The 16602-nt window shown below is 71.4% G+C and carries 23 protein-coding genes and 1 pseudogene; all 24 read right to left on the minus strand.

The genetic code is table 11. From position 1 onward, the window contains the following. Nucleotides 1-47: 47 nt before the first annotated feature. The 24 genes and pseudogenes from OG306_RS29380 to OG306_RS29495 all read right to left on the minus strand — a co-directional run bounded on the left by OG306_RS29380 (nucleotide 48) and on the right by OG306_RS29495 (nucleotide 16591). The gene (locus OG306_RS29380) at nucleotides 48-512 is read right to left on the minus strand and encodes a hypothetical protein (RefSeq protein ID WP_371665728.1); all 465 of its coding nucleotides are present in this window, start codon (nucleotides 510-512) and stop codon (nucleotides 48-50) included. Further along, nucleotides 505-1302, minus strand: coding sequence for a tryptophan synthase subunit alpha (trpA, locus tag OG306_RS29385; protein WP_371666281.1), 798 nt, complete (start codon nucleotides 1300-1302; stop codon nucleotides 505-507). The genes OG306_RS29380 and trpA overlap by 8 nt, the downstream gene beginning before the upstream one ends. Before the next feature lie 94 nt (nucleotides 1303-1396). Then, entirely contained in the window at nucleotides 1397-3190 is a 1794-nt protein-coding gene (locus OG306_RS29390) for a type IV secretory system conjugative DNA transfer family protein (protein WP_371665729.1), read from the minus strand. 44 nt (nucleotides 3191-3234) lie between these two features. After that, nucleotides 3235-4026, minus strand: coding sequence for a DUF317 domain-containing protein (locus tag OG306_RS29395; RefSeq protein ID WP_371665730.1), 792 nt, complete (start codon nucleotides 4024-4026; stop codon nucleotides 3235-3237). Then, nucleotides 4023-4622, minus strand: coding sequence for a hypothetical protein (locus OG306_RS29400; RefSeq protein WP_371665731.1), 600 nt, complete (start codon nucleotides 4620-4622; stop codon nucleotides 4023-4025). Before OG306_RS29400 ends, OG306_RS29395 begins: the two co-directional genes overlap by 4 nt. 177 nt (nucleotides 4623-4799) lie before the next feature. Beyond that, a complete protein-coding gene (locus OG306_RS29405; RefSeq protein ID WP_371666314.1) occupies nucleotides 4800-5150 on the minus strand; it encodes a hypothetical protein in 351 nt (116 codons plus the stop codon). A gap of 43 nt (nucleotides 5151-5193) precedes the next feature. After that, nucleotides 5194-5517 (minus strand): annotated as a pseudogene (locus OG306_RS29410) (DUF317 domain-containing protein); the annotation flags it as partial. Next, nucleotides 5514-5864, minus strand: coding sequence for a hypothetical protein (locus OG306_RS29415; RefSeq protein WP_371665732.1), 351 nt, complete (start codon nucleotides 5862-5864; stop codon nucleotides 5514-5516). The pseudogene OG306_RS29410 and the gene OG306_RS29415, both read right to left, overlap by 4 nt. 47 nt (nucleotides 5865-5911) lie before the next feature. Further along, nucleotides 5912-6751 carry a DUF317 domain-containing protein gene (locus OG306_RS29420; protein WP_371665733.1) on the minus strand — a complete coding sequence of 280 codons (840 nt, stop codon included), beginning with the start codon at nucleotides 6749-6751 and terminating at the stop codon, nucleotides 5912-5914. Next, complete coding sequence (locus OG306_RS29425) at nucleotides 6748-7554, minus strand: DUF317 domain-containing protein (protein WP_371665734.1); 807 nt, start codon at nucleotides 7552-7554, stop codon at nucleotides 6748-6750. Before OG306_RS29425 ends, OG306_RS29420 begins: the two co-directional genes overlap by 4 nt. Continuing rightward, nucleotides 7551-7940 carry a hypothetical protein gene (locus OG306_RS29430; protein ID WP_371665735.1) on the minus strand — a complete coding sequence of 130 codons (390 nt, stop codon included), beginning with the start codon at nucleotides 7938-7940 and terminating at the stop codon, nucleotides 7551-7553. Before OG306_RS29430 ends, OG306_RS29425 begins: the two co-directional genes overlap by 4 nt. A gap of 30 nt (nucleotides 7941-7970) precedes the next feature. After that, nucleotides 7971-8135 (minus strand): hypothetical protein, encoded by a 165-nt coding sequence (locus tag OG306_RS29435; RefSeq protein WP_371665736.1) that lies wholly within the window; start codon nucleotides 8133-8135, stop codon nucleotides 7971-7973. Nucleotides 8136-8322: 187 nt separating this feature from the next. Then, a complete protein-coding gene (locus OG306_RS29440; RefSeq protein WP_371665737.1) occupies nucleotides 8323-8727 on the minus strand; it encodes a hypothetical protein in 405 nt (134 codons plus the stop codon). Nucleotides 8728-8753: 26 nt separating this feature from the next. Then, nucleotides 8754-8984 carry a hypothetical protein gene (locus OG306_RS29445; protein ID WP_371665738.1) on the minus strand — a complete coding sequence of 77 codons (231 nt, stop codon included), beginning with the start codon at nucleotides 8982-8984 and terminating at the stop codon, nucleotides 8754-8756. Between the two features lie 105 nt (nucleotides 8985-9089). Further along, entirely contained in the window at nucleotides 9090-9413 is a 324-nt protein-coding gene (locus OG306_RS29450) for a hypothetical protein (RefSeq protein ID WP_371665739.1), read from the minus strand. Further along, the gene (locus tag OG306_RS29455; RefSeq protein WP_371665740.1) at nucleotides 9410-10165 is read right to left on the minus strand and encodes a hypothetical protein; all 756 of its coding nucleotides are present in this window, start codon (nucleotides 10163-10165) and stop codon (nucleotides 9410-9412) included. Before OG306_RS29455 ends, OG306_RS29450 begins: the two co-directional genes overlap by 4 nt. Nucleotides 10166-10194: 29 nt before the next feature. Further along, entirely contained in the window at nucleotides 10195-10524 is a 330-nt protein-coding gene (locus OG306_RS29460; RefSeq protein ID WP_371665741.1) for a hypothetical protein, read from the minus strand. A gap of 26 nt (nucleotides 10525-10550) precedes the next feature. Continuing rightward, a complete protein-coding gene (locus OG306_RS29465) occupies nucleotides 10551-10907 on the minus strand; it encodes a hypothetical protein (RefSeq protein WP_371665742.1) in 357 nt (118 codons plus the stop codon). 21 nt (nucleotides 10908-10928) lie between these two features. After that, nucleotides 10929-11825 (minus strand): hypothetical protein, encoded by an 897-nt coding sequence (locus tag OG306_RS29470; protein ID WP_371665743.1) that lies wholly within the window; start codon nucleotides 11823-11825, stop codon nucleotides 10929-10931. Beyond that, on the minus strand, nucleotides 11822-12598 hold the full coding sequence (locus OG306_RS29475; RefSeq protein ID WP_371665744.1) for a hypothetical protein: 777 nt from the start codon (nucleotides 12596-12598) through the stop codon (nucleotides 11822-11824). Before OG306_RS29475 ends, OG306_RS29470 begins: the two co-directional genes overlap by 4 nt. Continuing rightward, a complete protein-coding gene (locus tag OG306_RS29480; RefSeq protein ID WP_371665745.1) occupies nucleotides 12595-13011 on the minus strand; it encodes a hypothetical protein in 417 nt (138 codons plus the stop codon). The genes OG306_RS29475 and OG306_RS29480 overlap by 4 nt, the downstream gene beginning before the upstream one ends. A 109-nt stretch (nucleotides 13012-13120) precedes the next feature. Continuing rightward, complete coding sequence (locus OG306_RS29485) at nucleotides 13121-13618, minus strand: hypothetical protein (protein WP_371665746.1); 498 nt, start codon at nucleotides 13616-13618, stop codon at nucleotides 13121-13123. A 34-nt stretch (nucleotides 13619-13652) separates the two neighbouring features. Then, entirely contained in the window at nucleotides 13653-15452 is a 1800-nt protein-coding gene (locus OG306_RS29490; RefSeq protein WP_371665747.1) for a hypothetical protein, read from the minus strand. Next, nucleotides 15449-16591 (minus strand): AAA family ATPase, encoded by a 1143-nt coding sequence (locus tag OG306_RS29495; protein WP_371666282.1) that lies wholly within the window; start codon nucleotides 16589-16591, stop codon nucleotides 15449-15451. The genes OG306_RS29490 and OG306_RS29495 overlap by 4 nt, the downstream gene beginning before the upstream one ends. Nucleotides 16592-16602: the final 11 nt, after the last annotated feature.

Raw genomic sequence — 16602 nt, forward strand, 5'->3', positions numbered from 1 at the left:
GTTCGGTGATGGTGGGTCCTGGGGGCGTGGGGAGCGGAGGGGTTGCCTCAGCGCGTCGGCGCGGGCGCGGCAGGCGGCAGGGAATGGTCTCGGCGCAGCGCGTCGCAGAGGGTGAGGAGGCCGTCGAGCAGGTCGGCGGCGGAGGCGACGAACTGCTGCGGCGTGGGCCGCAGGAGCACTGGTGATGACGTGGCGGCGTCGGCTCGGCGCTGTTGGTTCTCGATGGCGCGCGTCAGGGCGGAGGTCAGTTCCGCGCTCGCGTCCTGGGCTGCCTTGGCGGTACGTGCCACACGGTCGAGGCGGAACAGGTGCGTGGACGGTTCGCGCGGTACCTCCCGCTCCAGGGCAAGAAAAAGGTGGAGCGCGGCAGTTGCGAGCGCCTGCGCCTCAACGACGCGAGCGGTCAGGACCCGGGCGCAGTCGACGGGGGCGTTGCGCAGGGACCGCCGCAAGTCACGTGCGTCGGCCGCGATCTGATCAAGAACCTCGTGGGAGCTGGGCGCATCAGGCATCGCGGGCCGCGCCGATCCGGGTGTGCAGGGCCTGGGCGAACGAGGCCGTCACCGCGGCGGCCGGGGCAGAGTCCGACAGCAGAGCCCGGACGATGGGCGTGCCGATGACGACGGCGTCGACCAGTGGCGCCACGCGGGCGGCGAGGCCAGGGCTGGAGATACCCACGCCCGAGACCACGGGCAGCGGACTCGCGGCGCGCAGCCGCTGGGTGAAGGCGCCGAGGGCCGTCAGGTCGAGCGGGCCCTGATAACCGGTGGGGCCGGTGCTTGCGGGTGCGTAGAGCCAGCCGGACGCACCGTCGGCCGCGACAGGGAGGTCGCTGTCCCGAGTAGCGCGCGGAACGAGGCGCGGCGCGGACAGTCCGGCGGCGTGGGCGGCCTGGTGCCAGCGGAGCGTCTCCTCGCGAGGCAGGTCGACCACCATCATTCCCGCAGCGCCCGCATCGGCGAGCAGGCGAGCCAGGTGTTCGGGACCGTGGCGGCGGACCGGTTCCCAGTAGGTCATGACCACCGTCGGCCGCAGCGACGCGGCATGTGCCACGGCACGGACGGTGCGGTCGATGACGTCCCCCTCGGACAGGGCGCGGTGGTAGGCGGACCGGATGAGTCGGCCGTCGAGGACCGGGTTGGCACAGGGCAGGCCGATCTCGAACAGGTCGGCCCCGGACTGGGCGAGGTGGTCGAGCTGGCGGCACTGGACGTCCGTCTGGTGCACGCCGGCCGGGATGAAAACCCCGAGCGCGCAATGGGGTTGGGTGAGGAGCGTGTGGAGGTGGTCGGCGGTTGCCAGGGTGTGTCCCTCTCAGTGAATGGGCCGTCGCAAGTCAGCGGCGACGACCGGCCGACGGGGTGGGCGTAGTTGCCGCGGTGCGTTGTGCGACGGGTTAAGCGGCCGGGCCGAAGTCGCTCTGCTTCGGCGTCGCCTTGGCGACGGCGCGTTCGGTGATGCCCTTGGACGCGCGGGCGGAGGCGGCGGAGAGTTCGCGGGCGCCGGGCTCGAGATACCAGGGGCGCAGGTCGAGCATGGCCGCTCGCAGGCCGGTGGCGAACGCGAGCGCGGTGCCCTTGGGCAGGGCGCGGATGGCGTCGGCGGCCAGGATTCGTTCCTGCCGCATCGACACGGAGGTGGACTTCCCCGAATCCGAGGTCGAGGTTGAGGTCGTCTCGACATCGTGGTCGCCGATCAGGCGGGACAGCTTGTCCGCGAAGTCCGGGTCGTCGATGCCGGAGCCGATGACCTTGATGGTGGAGGCGCTCCACATGGCGTCCATGCCGGCGTCGCCCCACACTTTCTGGCCCTGGCGGTAGGACTGCAGGATCGTCATCGGGATGATGCCCCGCGAGCCGAGGTGGGAGTACAGGTCAGGCAAGTCTGAGATCTTGCACACGTTCGCGGCCTCGTCGAGGATCGCGAGCATCGGCGGGTCGAGGCGTCCACCAGCACGTTCGGCCTGAGCGGTCGCGGCCCGCATCACGCTGTCCGCGCACGCGGCGATCAGTGCGCTGGCACCGCCTCCGCCGTCCTTCGACAGCAGGTAGAGCGTGTCCTTCGAGGTGACGAACGTGGACGGCGTGAACTCCGGAACGTTCTTCTGCGGGGTCACCCAGGCGGCGATCTCCGTGTTGAGGAGGGCTGCGGCGTACTGGCGGGCCGTCTCATAGATGCCGTCGCGTGTCTCGGGCGGCCCCTCCACCGTTCCCTTGAGCTGAGCGGCCACTGCGGCGAAGCCGTGGTCACGCAGGATGTCGAGCGGGGTTCGGTCGGCGGGGAAGGCGAGCCAGGCCATCACGTCGGTGATCGGCCTCTCGGCGAGCGCGGCTGCCAAGAACAGCTGGCTCAGGATGTTCGACCCGGCCTTGGACCAGAAGTCACCCTGCTGACTGGCGTCGACGCTGGCGGCGAGGAAGTGGCCGGCAAGGCGCCCGGCACCGTCGAGGGTCTTGGCGTCGGCCAGGGGATTCCACCACATTGCCCGTTCAGCGTGGGCGATCTGCTGCGGGTCCATCGACCAGGTCCGGCCGACGGCTGCCCGCGCGTCGATCGTCGCGGTGTAGGCATCCCCGGCGGCCTTGTTGGAGGTGAGCAGGACCGGGCCGGGCGCCGCCAGGATGGAGGGGATCGCCAGGCTGGTGGTCTTCCCGGAGCGGGGCGCCATGATCGCGACGGCCACGTCCTCGTATCCCATCCGCACCTCGTACTTGGTGCCCTGGAGGTTGCCGAGCAGGATGCCGGAATCGGCTGCCTCGATGTGCTTGGCGTCCTTCAAACTCGGGCGCAGCGAGCGGGCCTTGGCGGTGATGGCCTTGGACATCAGAGGTTCGATGTCCTTGTGCTTGGCCATGCCCACGACGCGCTTCTTGCGTCGGCTTCCGCCGTCCTTGTGCCGCTTGTAGAGCACGGCGGCGGTGACGGCGAGGGACAGCAGCAGGGCGCCGGGAACGATGCGTGTCCCGATCAGCAGGGACGTTTCACCGAGGTGGGGCCACAGCTGCTCGGGATGGAGCAGGGCGGCGACGGGCTGGTACGGGGCACCGGTGTCGGCGTCGGTGATCCGGGCGGTGATGGTGCCGCCCACCCAGGCCAGGTTGGCCAGGGGGACCGCGATGGCAAGGGCGACGCCCAGGACGCGGAAGGCTATGTCGTATCCGTCGGTGGACGTGGAGTTGGGCTGGGGCAAGGGACTGTTCCAGGGAGCGTGGAGGTGGGGCGCGGTGGTGCCGTTCAGCGGGCTCGACGCGCCGTGGGGGCGTGCGGCGGAGCGGGAGGCGCCGACGGCGGCGCTGCGGGGTTCCGCTGGGCGAGGGCGGTGGTGCGGTTCCTGAGCGCGAAGGCGACGGACTCTGCGCTGACCTGCCGTGTGCTGGTACTGCCGTGAGTGACGGCCAGAGGGGGAACGCGGTGTGGATGCCGGATGAGGGGCGTCGTGTCGGCCAGCGCGCCGAAGAACGCGGAGGCCACGTGGGAGGGGGTGTTGCCGTCTGCATACGCGCGCCAGATGGCGGGGAGGTGATGGACGGACGTTTCGACGATCCAGCCGGCGCTGCGTCCGCTCTCGTCGACGATCCGGTCGACCCGTGCCAGGCCGTCGGGGGAAGTCATCCCCTTGGGTGAGGTGCGACCGTCGTGGTGGTGGGGAGCATGCCAGCCCGCCGCGCGCAGCGGATCGTATGGGTCGACCGACGCCGTCGGCGATGGGGCGGGGGCGGTGAGCGTGTCGGTGACCGCGGCGATGATCTCGACCGGAGTCTGGGCGTCGAAGGTGATCTCCCAGGCGCGTTGACCGCCGTGATGCGCATGACGCAGGGTCCACCACGGCTCGGCCGGGTCCGGGTCCGGCACGATCCGCAGCTGGGCTAGCTGGTCGGGGCTGGTGAGGATGACCCGCGGCACCAGCGGATCTCCGGCGGTGCTCCAGCCGCAGGCGCGGCGGAGGGGAACAGTGACCCAGGCCGGGTCGCCGCTACCGGCCAGATAGCGGGGCGATATGAGCGTCTGCTCGATGGACTCGGTCACGGTGCCCACCGCCGTACAGGGGCAGCAGCGGCGGGTGCCGGAGGGGCGGCGCCCGCCGTGGGTGCGCCGGTCTTCGACTGCCGTTCGGCCAGCGCGTTGACGGCGAAGAGGGCCTGGCCGTGGATCGCCCACTGGTCCAGGTAGTGCCATGCTTCCGCGTAGCTCTCGGCGAGCGGTTCCTCGTACGCCGCCGTGCCGGGCCGGGCGCTCTCGGGCAGCGCGGCGCGTACGGTAAGCCAGTCGTCGTGGACGGCGTACAGGCATTCCGTGGCCTCATGCAGTTCCCGTACCTGCCAGGCGAAGCGCCGCGTACGGTCGGATACCGACAGCTGGGCGAGCTGCTGTTCGGCGACATGCACCAGTTCGTCGGCGTGGTAGTAGACGCGGCCGAAAGCGGCCAGGGTGTGGGCGTCGCGTTGCTGCTGGCGCAGGCCGTATGCGTCCTCGTCGTGGGGCTGGAACGTTTCGGGGTCGGAGTGCCGGGCGGAGTAGTGGTCCCAGGCAGTGAGGATCTGCCGGCTGTGCCGCAGGTAGAGCGCGAGCTGGCTCAGGTAGAGCCGGTGCTCCTGGCTCCCGGGTTTGAGTGAGATCGTCAAGAAGGGCCTTCGGGCGTGCGGTTGTGGTCGGGGCGGGTGCGGAGCGGTTGGGGCCGCTCCGCACCGTTCAGCGGCTTCGGGCCGCGGGCGCGGTCGCCTCGGCGCCGGGCGCCGAGGCCGGACGTGTGGTGGGTGCGGAAGTGCGGCGGGTCTTGCGGGCGGCGGTCCGGATGGCCTTCAGCCGCGCGTCGTGGGCGGCAGCGAGCTGATCACCCTGGGCTCCGCGTTCCACCTGCGTGACCAGGTGGGAGTGGGGGACGTCGTAGTGGCCACGGGAGACGGGGGCCGGATCGGTGAGGGCGGCGGCGAAGCCTGCGAGCAGGTGGCGAGGGTGCGGTCGTCGAAGTACGCGTGCCACAGCCGGTTGTGGCCGCCGAGCCCGGTGGGCAGTGCGACTTCGGCAGTCCAGGCGAAGTGGTCGCTGGTCAGCGTGGCCGACCGCTCCATGGTGGTGATGCCGTCCGGGTGACGTGCGTGTTCGTTGCCTCGTTCGTCGCGTTCGTAGGTCCAGCCGGCCGCCTGCAGCACGGGCCAGATGTCCGGCTCGGTGTCGGGCGGGGGGGCGCAGGAGCGCGTCGGTGAATCCGGCGATGATCTCGGCGGGCGTGTTGCCGCCGAAGGACGCGTACCATCCGCCCCACTGCGTCGAGGAAATGCGCCACCAGGAGCCGTACGTCTCCGGTGTGGGTTCCAGGACCAGTGTGTGCCGGTAGTCGGGGCTGGCGAGAACGACGTGGGGGAAGTCGGGGTCGCCGAAGTTCTTCCATCCGCCGGCTCGTAGCGCCTGAGTGACATAGCGCGGGTCGCCGGGTCCGGCGAGGTGGCGGGGTGTGGTGTCGAACCAGATTCGGGACCAGGGGTCGTCGGCCTTGCTGGCGATGTAGGGACGCGTCACGTGGCCGGCGGCGGTCCGGCTGCCTCGAACGTGCAGCCGCGCAGGCGCTGCACGTCCCAGTGCAGGACATGCCAGTCGGTGGCCTCCTGGGCGGCCTCCCGGAGCCCGGTGATGATCAGGCGGATCTCGTCGGTCTCGGCGCTGGTCTGCTGGGCGATGAGGCGCGCGGCGCTGCGCAGGACATCGCCGAGCAGGATGGGCACGCCGGTGTCCTCGTCGAGGAGCCCGGCGAGAAGCGGAAGTACGTCGGATACCGGCGGATGGGTACGCAGGTACTCCTTGGCCTGGGCCAGGGTGGCGGTCGCCTGCGCGACCTGGTCGGCGCTGGGCACAGAGGGGTTGGGCATCAACGTCCTTCGTGAAGGGGGAGAGGAGGGCGTACGGGCGCGCCTGGTCAGCGGTGCTTCTTGTGGCGGGGCTGCCTCTGGGGAGGGGGCGGGGCCGGTGCTGACGGTGATGGATCGGGCGGGCCGGTACGCGGAGCGGCTTCGAGGCGCCGCAGATGCTGGCGACGGTGCTGTTCCGGGGTGACGACGCTCCGGTGGGAGTCGAGGTATCCGAACGTGAGGGCCGGGGTCTGGCCCTCGTCGCGCAGCAGCGGGCCGGGCTCGGTGAGCGCGGTGACGAATCCGGCGAGCGCGGCGGCCGGAGCGGTTTCGTCGATGGAGGCGTTCCAGATCCACCGATGCCGCCCGTCGGAGAGGGGGACGGAGACCTGGACGGTCCAGCGCCAGCGGGGTGTTTCCGAGATGGCGGAGACCCGGGACAGGAGGGCGGTTTCGTCCGGGGACAGGGCGGCCTGCTCTCTGCCTGCCAGCCGGGACCAGCCCCGGCTGGCAGGGAGGTGCCACAGGTCCGTGTCCGTGGCCGGGTGCGGGGCTGGGCTGTCGAGGGCGTCGGTGAACCCCGCGATCATCTCGACGGGCGTGTAGCCGCCGAACTGGGCGGACCACATGCGGTTCTCGGCCGGGTGGATCCGCCACCAGGCGCTGTGTGCGTCGGGTTGGGGCTCCAGCGTGAGGTGCAGGCGGTGGTCGGGGCTCTCCAGCAGGACGTGCGGGAAGCCGGGCACCGAGTGGTTGCTCCAGCCGGACGAGAGTAGGTGCTCGGTCACATGCCGGGGATCGCCCCCGCCGGCCAGGTGCCGCGGCGAGACCTCGTCCAGCCAGCGGACGGTGTTGACGCGATGCAGGATGGGGCCGTTGGCGCGGGAGTAGAAGCGTTCGTGGCTCACCGCGTCCGTCCGGCCTTGGCGTACGGGCGTGCTCCGGGGCCTTGAGGGCGCGCCTTGTTGGTGGCGAAAGCGTTGCTGGCCCAGGTGGCGGCGCGGGCCGCGGTGATCCGGGCCTGTTGCCAGGCGCTGAGCTGCGAGGGCAGCACGGACACGGAGGTGGTGCGGATCTTCTGGGAGGGCGGCACGTGGCCTAGGGGCCGCATCACCGGCTGCGGATCGGCGAGTGCGGTGCTGAACGCCTGTACGAGATGCATCGGTGTGGTCGGCGTGAACACGGCCTCCCACACCCGGCCGTGTTCATTGCGGGCGCCCGCCCACCAGTGCGCCTGTCCGGGAGCGGACTGGTGAAAGCGGACGAACGCATCTCCGTCGGGGCTGCGCGCGGTGAAGTGCTGTCCTCGGTCGGCTTCCCAGCCCTGTTGCTGGAGGGGTTCCCACACGTTGGGGGCGTGCGCGGATCGGGGCCGGGTGAGCGCGTCGGTGACGCCGGCGACGATCTCGACGGGGACCTGGCGGCCGAGGGTGGCGTGCCATGCCTCCTGCGTCGCGGTCTGCTTCCCGCTGATGGTCCAGCCGCCGGGCTGGGTGAACGGGTCATATCCGATGCGCACGGACTTGTCGGGGCTGTCGAAGACGGCCGGTCCGCCGTTCTTGGACCTGTCCTTCCACCCGGAGGCGCGCAGGAACTCGGTGACGTAGCGCACGTCGCCGCCGCCGGCGAGGTGGCGGGGCTCGACGAGGTAGTGCTGCTGGGGCTGCTGACTGGTGGGGCCCCAGCCGGCCCACTGCTGGTTCTTCTTCACCGGCGCCGCCTGATGACCATCGCGGACGCGACCGGCGCAGCGGTCGGCCTGCTGGAGGGGGCGGTGGGCTTGGCCACCTGCTTGATCGTGCCGGTGTGTTCGGCGAGGTCGCCGCCCACGCTGTCGAGTTCGTTGGCGGCGCGGCCGAGGGCCAGCCAGACCTCGGGGGGCAGGACGCCGTGCTCGGAGTGGACCTTCGCGAAACGCGATCCGGTTGCGACGAGTTGGGTGACCTCGCCGAGGATGCCGGTGTCGTAGTCGAGGACGCCTGCCAGGATCTGGGCCGCCTCGTGCGGCGGCGCCAGGGCGAGGAGGCGACGGAGCTGGCCGAGCTGCCCGGCGATGGCTTCAGCCAGTTGTACGGAAGGGAGGTTCGAGTCGGTCATGGGCCTCCTGAACAGGGCGGTTCGGGGGTGTTAGTCGTGGTGTCGGAGGCGGTAGCTGTCGACGAGGAGGAGAGCGTCACGGCGGCGGGCTTCGTCGAGTGCCGCCTCGGGGCGTCCGCCGGCCAGCGGGATGGTGCGTTCACCGCTGCCGACGGTCACGGCGCGCAGGTATCGGCGGAACAGAGCGGTGGCCAAGCGGGGTTTGCGGCTGGTGCTGATGGGCGGTGGTGTGCGGTCGGGTTCGTCGGTGACGGGGGCTCCTGGTGAGGGCGGGTGCCGGCCCCGGAGGTACGGGGCCGGCGTGGTCGAGGGGCCAGCGGGTACGGCGCGCACGCGCAGAGCGCGGTGCGGAGGCCGGAGCATGCTCCTGGTGCTGGTCGTCTCACCGGCGGCGGGTGCCTGGCGGACGCTCGGTGGTCCGGGCTGCGGCCACGGCCGGCGGCGGTGCCGGGACGTTCTGGTTGCGCATCGCCGTGGCGGCGTCGGTGTAGGCGGCGAAGTCCCAGACGTCATCGGTGATGTGGACCATGTATCCGGCCTTGTGCAGCCAGGGCACCGCATGGGTGGCGAGCTGCTTCTTCGCGGCCTCGTCGAGGTGGCCGGGCGCTTCGTGCCAGATGTAGACCGGCCCGGCGATGGCCAGAGTCTGGCGTTCGAAACCGAGGCGGTCGAGCAGGGTCAGGAGCTGTTCGGGTGCTCCGGTTGGGGTGTCGGCGTGGACGGTGTCGGTCAGGGCCTTGCGGTAGATCGTGACGTCGGTGCCTTCGTCGTCGGCACGGTTTCCCACGTGAGGGTGGCTCCTACGGGTCGTGGCTATCGCCGTCGCGCAGACGGCGCGGCCGAGGGGGCTGGAGGGGGGACGGTCTTTCCGAGAGCGGCGGCCGACGGGGTGTGCCGGGCGGCCTGGTTGCAGATCTGCTTGATCCGCCGGGCGTGGTTCGACAGGTTGCTGGTGATCTCCATCAGCCGGTCCGCCGGTCCTTCATCGAGGCCGGCTTCGCGGCGCTCGCCCCACGTCGCCCATGTGGAGATCAGGAACTGCACCAGCTGCGGGAGCAGCCCCTCCTCCGGGGCGGCGATCTCTGCCAGGACGGCGGCGACGTCTTGGTCGGTCTCGGCGGCACGGGCGCGCTCGGCGAGTCGGTCGAGTTAGCGGCGGGCAGCCTGCCGGTCGCCGTCGGGAGCGGCCAGGGTGTTCAGGGAGGGGTCGAGACGGACGCTGTACCCGGCGAGAAGCAGGGCGTGGGCTGCGGCCGTGGCGCCATGGCGCTGGTGCTCGACCGGCATGTGGTGCGGGAGGCGGTGGTAGTCGCGGCCGGCCCTCGGGGCTGAGTGGAAACCGCCGGCGGTCTGCAGGAAGCCCGCCGCACGGGGGTCGCCGCCGATCGCGACGACCAGCTGGGTACGCGGGTCGCGGGTGATGGTGACGTAGTCCAGGGCGAAGAAGGTCGGTTCGTCGTCGCGGCGCGTCATCGGCTTCGGTGCGGTGTGGCGACCGTCGGGGTCGGCGGCACGACCGAGGCGGTATCCAGTGCCGGCCGGGCCTGCGGGTGCCGCAGGACGACGCCGATGCCCAGTTCGTCAAGGCGGGCCCCGGCGGCTCGTGCGGAGGCGGCCTGGTGGGCGGTGTCGTCACCGGACAGGACGAGGACGTCGCGGGCCGGGTCGAAAGTGAAGCCGTTGTCCGTCAGGGCCCGAGCGATGTCGGCGCGGTCGGGCTTGTCGACGACGAGCGAGCCGTCAGACCAGGTCATGACCACGCGCTGCGGGTCGGCCGGCGGCAGCGCCAGCCGGTCGGCGTTGCCGCACACCTGGGCGAGCGCCACGTAGTACCGGGGCAGCAGGTCGACGGTGACGTCCTCGGCGGCACTGAACGGATCGGCGTCGACCGCGAGACCGTCGGGCTCGCGTACGCCGCGGAATGCCTCCTCCGGTGCGTCGTCGGGGGCCATGGCGGCGATGAGGTATCCCTCGCCGCGGCCCGGCTGCTCGGCGACGAAGAGGCGGGTGCCGTCATGTCGGTGCAGCACGGCGCAGTGGTCCACATTGCGTTTGGCCAGGGCGTCGGCGACGTCATTCATGTCCCACACGCGGTCGGTGAGGACGTGGTGGATGTTGAGGCCGCCACGGTCCGGGTGGTACGTGCTGGTCCAGTCGCCGGGCAGTTCGCCGGCCAGGACGGCTGCGAACGAGCCGAGGCCGGTGTCGGGGGTGGGGTCGTGCATGGTCTCCTCAGACAAGGAAGGGAGCGGGGTCAGTGCCGGGGGCGTGCTGCGGGGGCGGGTGCGGCAGGCGGTGCGACAGGGCTGGTGGCCAGGCGCGGTGGAGGCGGCGGGCAGGCGCAGACGGCGGATGCTTCGCGTTCGTCCGGTCCGACCTCGGCGGCGCAGGCGCGGCGCTGGGGATGGTCCTGGTGCCGGTCGGCGAGGTCGTTGCGCATGTGGGTGAGGTCGGACCAGATGACGCCGAGCCGGTGCTCGACGAGGTACTGCAGCCGCTTGGCGGTGTGCGGATCCTGGGCCTGGCCGAGGTCGGAATAGAACGCGGCAGCCGCGGTGAGGACCTCGCCGAGGGCGATGAGCACGCCGTCGTGGGAGGCCGTCAGCTCGGTCAGTACGTCGGAGACCTCGCCGCTGGTGGTGGCTTCGTGGATCTGTTCGCGAGGTGCGCGACCTGTGATCCGGGCGGCAGGTAGTGCGGCTCGCGCGATTCGGTGTCGAAGGCTTCGTCGGCCTCGACGTGGTATCTGACGGCGCGGAGTCGGGCGACGGCGCGGATGGCGAGACGCTTCTCCTCCTCTGCGTCGAGGGCGACGGGCAGGCGGTGGTAGGTCTCGTGGAGGCGGACGACGGGGACGAAGCCGGTGCGTTGCAGAATGCTGTGGGCTTCGGGATCGCCGCCGCGGGCTAGGACCTCCCCGGAGTGCTCGTCGCGCCCCAGGGTCAGGGAGCGGTCGGCAAGGGCCAAGTACGGGGTCTTTCTGACGGGTCAGCGGGCAAGGCGGGCGCTGGGCGGGACGGGGGCTGCCGCTGCCCGGTACGGCGGGGGTGTCGGTCGCGCCGGGGCGGTGGGCAGGGCTGCGGCGGTGGCGTCGAGATCCTGCTGGATTCCGTGCAGGCGGTGGGCAATCAACTCCAGCTGATGCGCGCTGCCTTGGGACTGAGCCTGCGGGAGACGGCCGAGGCGATGAGCCGCGTGCTCGACGAGGCCGCGGACGATGGAGAGCGGTCCGGTGTTCTCGTCGGCGAGTTGCCCCAGCAGCTCGGCGAGTTGCGTGGTGGCGTCAGCCGCGTCGGCCTGCGGGGTGGCGCGCCGGGCGAACCGGGCGGCCGAATCCGGGTCAGGGCCTCCGGTCCGGGGCGAGATGAGGTCCAGCTCGGTCTCGATGCGTCGGCTCTCGGCGGCCAGGAGCGCGAGAAGCCGATGTGGCTGCGCTGTCCATGTGTCGTCCGGCCGGATGAGGTTGGCGAGCAGATCGAGGCGTCCGGGCTGTGCCTGAAGGGCGATCCAGCGGCAGCCCTGATCGTCGCCGGGGCGCTGGATGCCGGCGGTGCGGGCGATCCGGTGGGCGATCTCAGACCACTCGGGTCCGGTGAGGTCGCGGTCGGCGGGGGCCAGGCGCACGTCCGCGTGCCAGATGGCGCGCCGGTCGCCGTTCGGGCTGGCGGCGAAGGGGTGCTGCCAGGTGGGGTCGGCCAGGTGCTCGGCCCACTCGGCGGACGTCCAGATCTGCTGTTCGTCGAAGGGGGTGTAGTAGTCCAGCCCCGGCCAGTGGGCGACCACCGTGTGGTCGGTCAGGCCCTCCTGGCCGCTGACTTGGCGGCCGAGGGCTTCGGCGAGCGGCTCGTTGGGGCTGAGGTCGCGCGGGTTGACGCGGATGATCATGGGGTGGGGTCCGGACGGTTGTGGATGAGGCGGGTCAGGTCGTGTGCGGCGGTGATGAGGAGGCGTTCGCGTACCAGGTCGGCGTGGACGGCCAGCTCTCCGGGTGGAAGGAGTTCCAGCGCCCAGTTGATCGCCGTGTGCGCCTGGCGGTAGTTGCCGTGGGCGCGATACGCCGATGCCTTGCGGAACTGGGCGACCGGATCGTTGCTGCCGTGGTCCGGCAGCCGGTCCACGAGGGCGAGCAGCGAGGCTGCCCGGTCGGGCAGCATGCCGCCGAGCCATACCCCGTGCAGCAGGACGTGCAGCGTCTTGGGGTGATCCGAGGCGGTGGAGAGAACCCGCTCCATCACCTCCAGCCCGTCGGAACGGGACTGTCCCAGGCGGGCGAAGGCGTACAGCGCCCAGGTGTAGGGGTCCGCGTTCAGTACGCTCAACGGCACCTGGTTCGCCAGGGTCTCGATGGAGCGGCACCGGAAGTCATTGCGAAGACCGGTCAGGTAGAGGTGCCGATACGTCCGCTGGACGACCGGGTCGGGCCCCGCGTCGGTGACGTGTTCGGCAGTGAGCAGCACGAGCGGACTCTTCCCGGCGGCGCGGGCCTGCCACGCGACATCGGCGCAGATGTCGGCCGACTCCTGCCAGGTCGCCTCCAGTTCGCCGAGCGCCTCGGCCAGGCGCGTCGGCCACTGAGAGCCGGAGATCGTCTCGATGGCGATCGACACTGCGCGTGCCAGAGCGGTGAGGCGCTCCGGGCTTGGCAGCGACTGCGTCACTTCCCGCCCCGGGCGTCGGCGACGTGCACCACCTGGTTGAGGTGGGTGACCGAGTACCAGCCGCAGTCGATGTCCTCCTCGGCGCCGGCCAGGCGCGGCACCAGGTACGTGCGCAGGGCTTGCTGGTAGATGAGGCAGTCGGGGCACCTGCTGGAGAGGTGGACGAGGTAGCGCGGGTGCGCGGTGACGTAGGTGCGCTCGCCTCCGGACGGGTCGAACAGGCGCCAGCCGTCCTCGTCGGTCGGGGTGTGCCACGAGGGGGTGACGACCTTGTAGGCATCGCCCCACAGTTCGCTTCCGGCGACGCCCTTGAGGATCACGACCTGGTTGCCGGGCCGGAAGTGGGCGTGGGTGATGTCGCGTTCGGGGGTGACGATGTCACCTGGGGCATGCGGGTGGCGGGAAACGGGCACAGCAGGAGGTTCCTTCCACGAGGTGCGCGGGGAGGCGGTGGGAGGAACAAGGATCCGGACGATCCCCGGTTTCGGTAACCGGGGATCGTCGGGTATATGCCCCCACGTTCTACCGGAACGGATTCTCGGTACCGATGTCGTCGGACGTTGCGGCTTCAAGGAGTTCGGGCAGGTCAGAGCCCTCGGCGTCGCGCTGGTCTATCCACCAGCCCGCCCGAGTGACGGTGCGGATCTTGTCTTCCAGGACGGCCCAGTCGGCCTCGTCCCAGGTGCCCTCGCTCACCAGCGCGCCGTACGCGGCGGTGACGAGCTGATGGCGGGAGCGCTCGCCCCAGGCGAGGGCCTTCTCAGGTCCTTCGAGCGGCGGCATGTCGAACTGCTCGGCCCACTCGCGGGCAGCCTGCTGCTCCTCGGCGCGCTTGGCGGTGAGCCAGGCTTCCTTGGATTCCGTGTCGGAGTCCCGGGCGGCCTTCCAGCAGTCGGTGCAGTCGCGGCCTTCGAGCCAGCGGGCGAATCCGGCGCGCCGGTCGGCGCGACGGTCGGACAGGTTGTGCGTGACTTCGTGTCCACAGCTGTGGACAATTTTCCAGGTCGTTCGGACTGCCACGTGGTTGTTCCTGCTTTCTGTCTTCTGCGTCGTCTCAGCGTGTCCTGCGGATGGCGTCTGTGGCCGCCGTGGCGATGGCGACGGGAGCGCTGGAGGGCTGGGGCAGGTGCAGCAAGGTGGTCCCCGGCAAGTGGCGGGACTCCGCGGTGAGGGTGAGCTGGAGTACGGCGCAGCCAGCGGTCGTGAGCTGCTTGACGCGGGTGACGGCTTGAGCGGTTTCGGCGCTGCCGTACCGGGCGTCGGTGACAATCACGAGGAGGCGGCCGGCGCCGGGGCAGCTGAGTTCGAGGCCGTGGTCGAGTGCGTCGATGGCGTCGCCGAGGTTGTGGTGGCCGCCGTTGGCATCGAACGTCGTCACGCGCTCTGGTGCTCGGTGGGTGGGTCGGGTCAATGCGGTCAGGTGCCTGTCATAGGCGATGGTGGCGGTAAGGGAGTCGGGGTCGGTCAGGGCTGCTGCGCGTGCCACGATCCAGGCAGCGGACGCGACGGGCGCGCAGGCGGCACGCATGGAGCCGGAGACGTCGACGGCGATACCCACACGCAGCGGTGGGGTGGGGGAGTTCCGGCGGCGGGTGTGGGTGAACGGTTCCGCGGTGGGGACCGACCCGGCCGCGCGCTGAGCGTCGCGGGCGAGGGCCGCGCGCATGTTGAGGCGGCCGGGCGGGGTGGGGCTGGTGGTCCGCTCCTCGGTCCGCTCGCGGTAGGCGGCGGCACGCAGGGCGCGGCTCAGGCGCGCGGCGGCACTCTGCTCGGCGGCGGTGGGCCTGCGGGTGCCGGTGACCGGGTTGCCGTAGGGCGCCGGTGTGCCGTCGGGGGTGACGGTGGTGCCACGGGCGTTGAAGACCGACTTGGCGGTAGCGGCGGCTTTGCGTCGCTGGCCGGCCCGCTGGGCGCGGTCCTGAGCCTGCGCCTTGGACTGCGCGGCCATGGCGTTGGTCGCTGCGGCCTGTGCCGCGAGGTCGGCGGCGTCGGTGGCTGCCGTGCTGTCCATGACGACCCCCACGGCGCCGGACAGCAGATCGGTGAGGTTCTCCGGCACGGGCAGGGCGGGGGCCGCGGCGTCCAGAGCGTCGCACCATTTTTGAGCGTGCGCGAGCATGGTCGTGGCGTCGTGGTCGGCGCACTGATGGGCTGCGGTCCAGATGCGGGTGAGTGTGGCCAGCAGGTCTGCGCCCAGCACCTTTTCACACAGATCGGCGACGGCCCGGGTCTCGCCAGCGTCCAGGATGCCGACGTCACGGCGGCCGAGGACCAGGGCCGCCACGCCGGCGGCGTGCTCGATGCCCTGGAGGGTGGGGTGGGCGATATCGGGCATGACCAGGGTTCGGGCACTGGTGCGCAGGTACGTGCGGTCCGTGGGCCGCGTGATCAGGTGTGCGCCTTCGACACGGCTCTCCTCCAGCAGGAGCGCGGCCTCGACGACACGGGGGTCCGCTCCGGCAGGCTGCGTCCAGACGGAGTGGGCCGCGTGCGCGGCCTCGTGGACGAACACTCCCCAGGCGGCGGGATACCGCTCCTCGTCGCCCACAATCCGCGGATGGATCTCGTGCGGCTGGAGCGGGGCGAACAGGCCGGCGTCGAACTCGACCTCGCCCAGAGTGGGGAAGAACGCGGCCGGTGCGCCGCTGCGCGTGCCGGGGCGGCAGGTGACGAGGAGGTCGTTGCGGCCGGAGAGGGCGACCAGCCGGTCGCCGAGTTCGGCTCCCACGCGTAGCCACGCGGCCGGGGAGGAACGGGGTTGCGCGGGCGGGGCGCCGTCGTCGTCCCATCGCGCGAGGTCGGCATCGTCGTCCGGCGTGGTGGCGGGGGACTGGACGTGGTGGTGGGCGCTCATCGCGAGCGGCCCCGGTGTGCGGAGCCGGTGCTGCCCGGGGGCTGCCGGACGGCCGAGGCGGGGAGCTGCTTGCCGAGGGTGAGGGGCGCGATCTTCGTGACGCCGGCAGCCTTGATGACGGCGGCGGTGACGGCCTCGCGATCCTCCACTGGAGCGATGCCGACCAGGTTCGCGAGCGCGGCCTTGGTGCCGAGGACGGCCTCGGTCTTCTGGTAGCTGAGCAGCTCTCGCAGTTGGGGGGCCCAGCCCAGCTCGCCGAGTTCTACTTGGCGGGCGAGGTGTCGGGCGACCCGGACCACCCGGGCATCGATCCTCAGCGCCAGGGCGAGGTCATAGTCCGTGCCGATCTGGATCTGCACGCTGAACCGGCTCGCGAGCGCCTCCGTCAACACCGCCCCGTGGACGCCGGGATTGTGGCCCGCCACCACGTAGAAGCCCGGCTCGGCCTTGATGGTCTCGCCCTTGTGGGCCTTGACCTGGATCTGCCTGCGCCCGTCCATCGCGGGATACAGCGCCGCCAGGACCTTCGGTGAGATCAAGGTGGCATCGTCGATCAGCAGGGCGCGGCCCTCGGTCATCGCGGTGACCAGCGGACCGTACTGGAAGACGTAACCTCCGCTGTCGGCCTGTGTGTACTCGCCGATCAAGTCGCCGACCGTGGTGTCGCCGTCACCGGCGACGGTGAGCAGATCCGGGAACGCCGCCTCGACCAGACTCGTCTTGCCGGTGCCCGGAGGGCCGTAGAGCAGCACCGGCACGTCGGCGTCGCGCAAGCGATTCAACGCCTCGACGTCGGGCAGATCGGCCAGCTCCCGGGGGTGGTAGACCTGGCCCCCCGCGCGGCGGATCGGGCCGGTCTGCCTGGGCGTGGCTGCTGCGGGAATGGTCGTGCGGGCCGTGGCCGCCTGGGCGCGGGGAGAGTGGGTGCCCGGTGGGCTGATCACAGCGGTCTGCGCGGCTGCGGCGGTTCTCGCGTTCGCGCAAAACTCCGGTTGTCCGGTTCCGCCTTGGTCGGCCTCGCCGCGTCGCACCAGGGTGAGGGCGGCGTTGCGGACGGCGCCGTGGGAGTGGCCCAGCTGCCTGGCCATGTCCCCGATGGTGAGCGTGTCCGCCGGCCTGTCGGCTAGCAGTCGGGCCACCTTGGCCCGTA

The organism is Streptomyces sp. NBC_01241 (genome assembly GCF_041435435.1).
In the GTDB taxonomy this organism is placed as follows: domain Bacteria; phylum Actinomycetota; class Actinomycetes; order Streptomycetales; family Streptomycetaceae; genus Streptomyces.

What these genes read in the sequence shown, in the direction of transcription:
- OG306_RS29380 (WP_371665728.1), bottom strand. Translation starts at nt 512, where the DNA reads ATGCCTGATGCGCCCAGCTCCCACGAGGTTCTTGATCAGATCGCGGCC.
- OG306_RS29415 (WP_371665732.1), bottom strand. Translation starts at nt 5,864, where the DNA reads ATGCCCAACCCCTCTGTGCCCAGCGCCGACCAGGTCGCGCAGGCGACC.
- OG306_RS29430 (WP_371665735.1), bottom strand. Translation starts at nt 7,940, where the DNA reads ATGACCGACTCGAACCTCCCTTCCGTACAACTGGCTGAAGCCATCGCC.
- OG306_RS29450 (WP_371665739.1), bottom strand. Translation starts at nt 9,413, where the DNA reads ATGACGCGCCGCGACGACGAACCGACCTTCTTCGCCCTGGACTACGTC.
- OG306_RS29455 (WP_371665740.1), bottom strand. Translation starts at nt 10,165, where the DNA reads ATGCACGACCCCACCCCCGACACCGGCCTCGGCTCGTTCGCAGCCGTC.
- OG306_RS29470 (WP_371665743.1), bottom strand. Translation starts at nt 11,825, where the DNA reads ATGATCATCCGCGTCAACCCGCGCGACCTCAGCCCCAACGAGCCGCTC.
- OG306_RS29490 (WP_371665747.1), bottom strand. Translation starts at nt 15,452, where the DNA reads ATGAGCGCCCACCACCACGTCCAGTCCCCCGCCACCACGCCGGACGAC.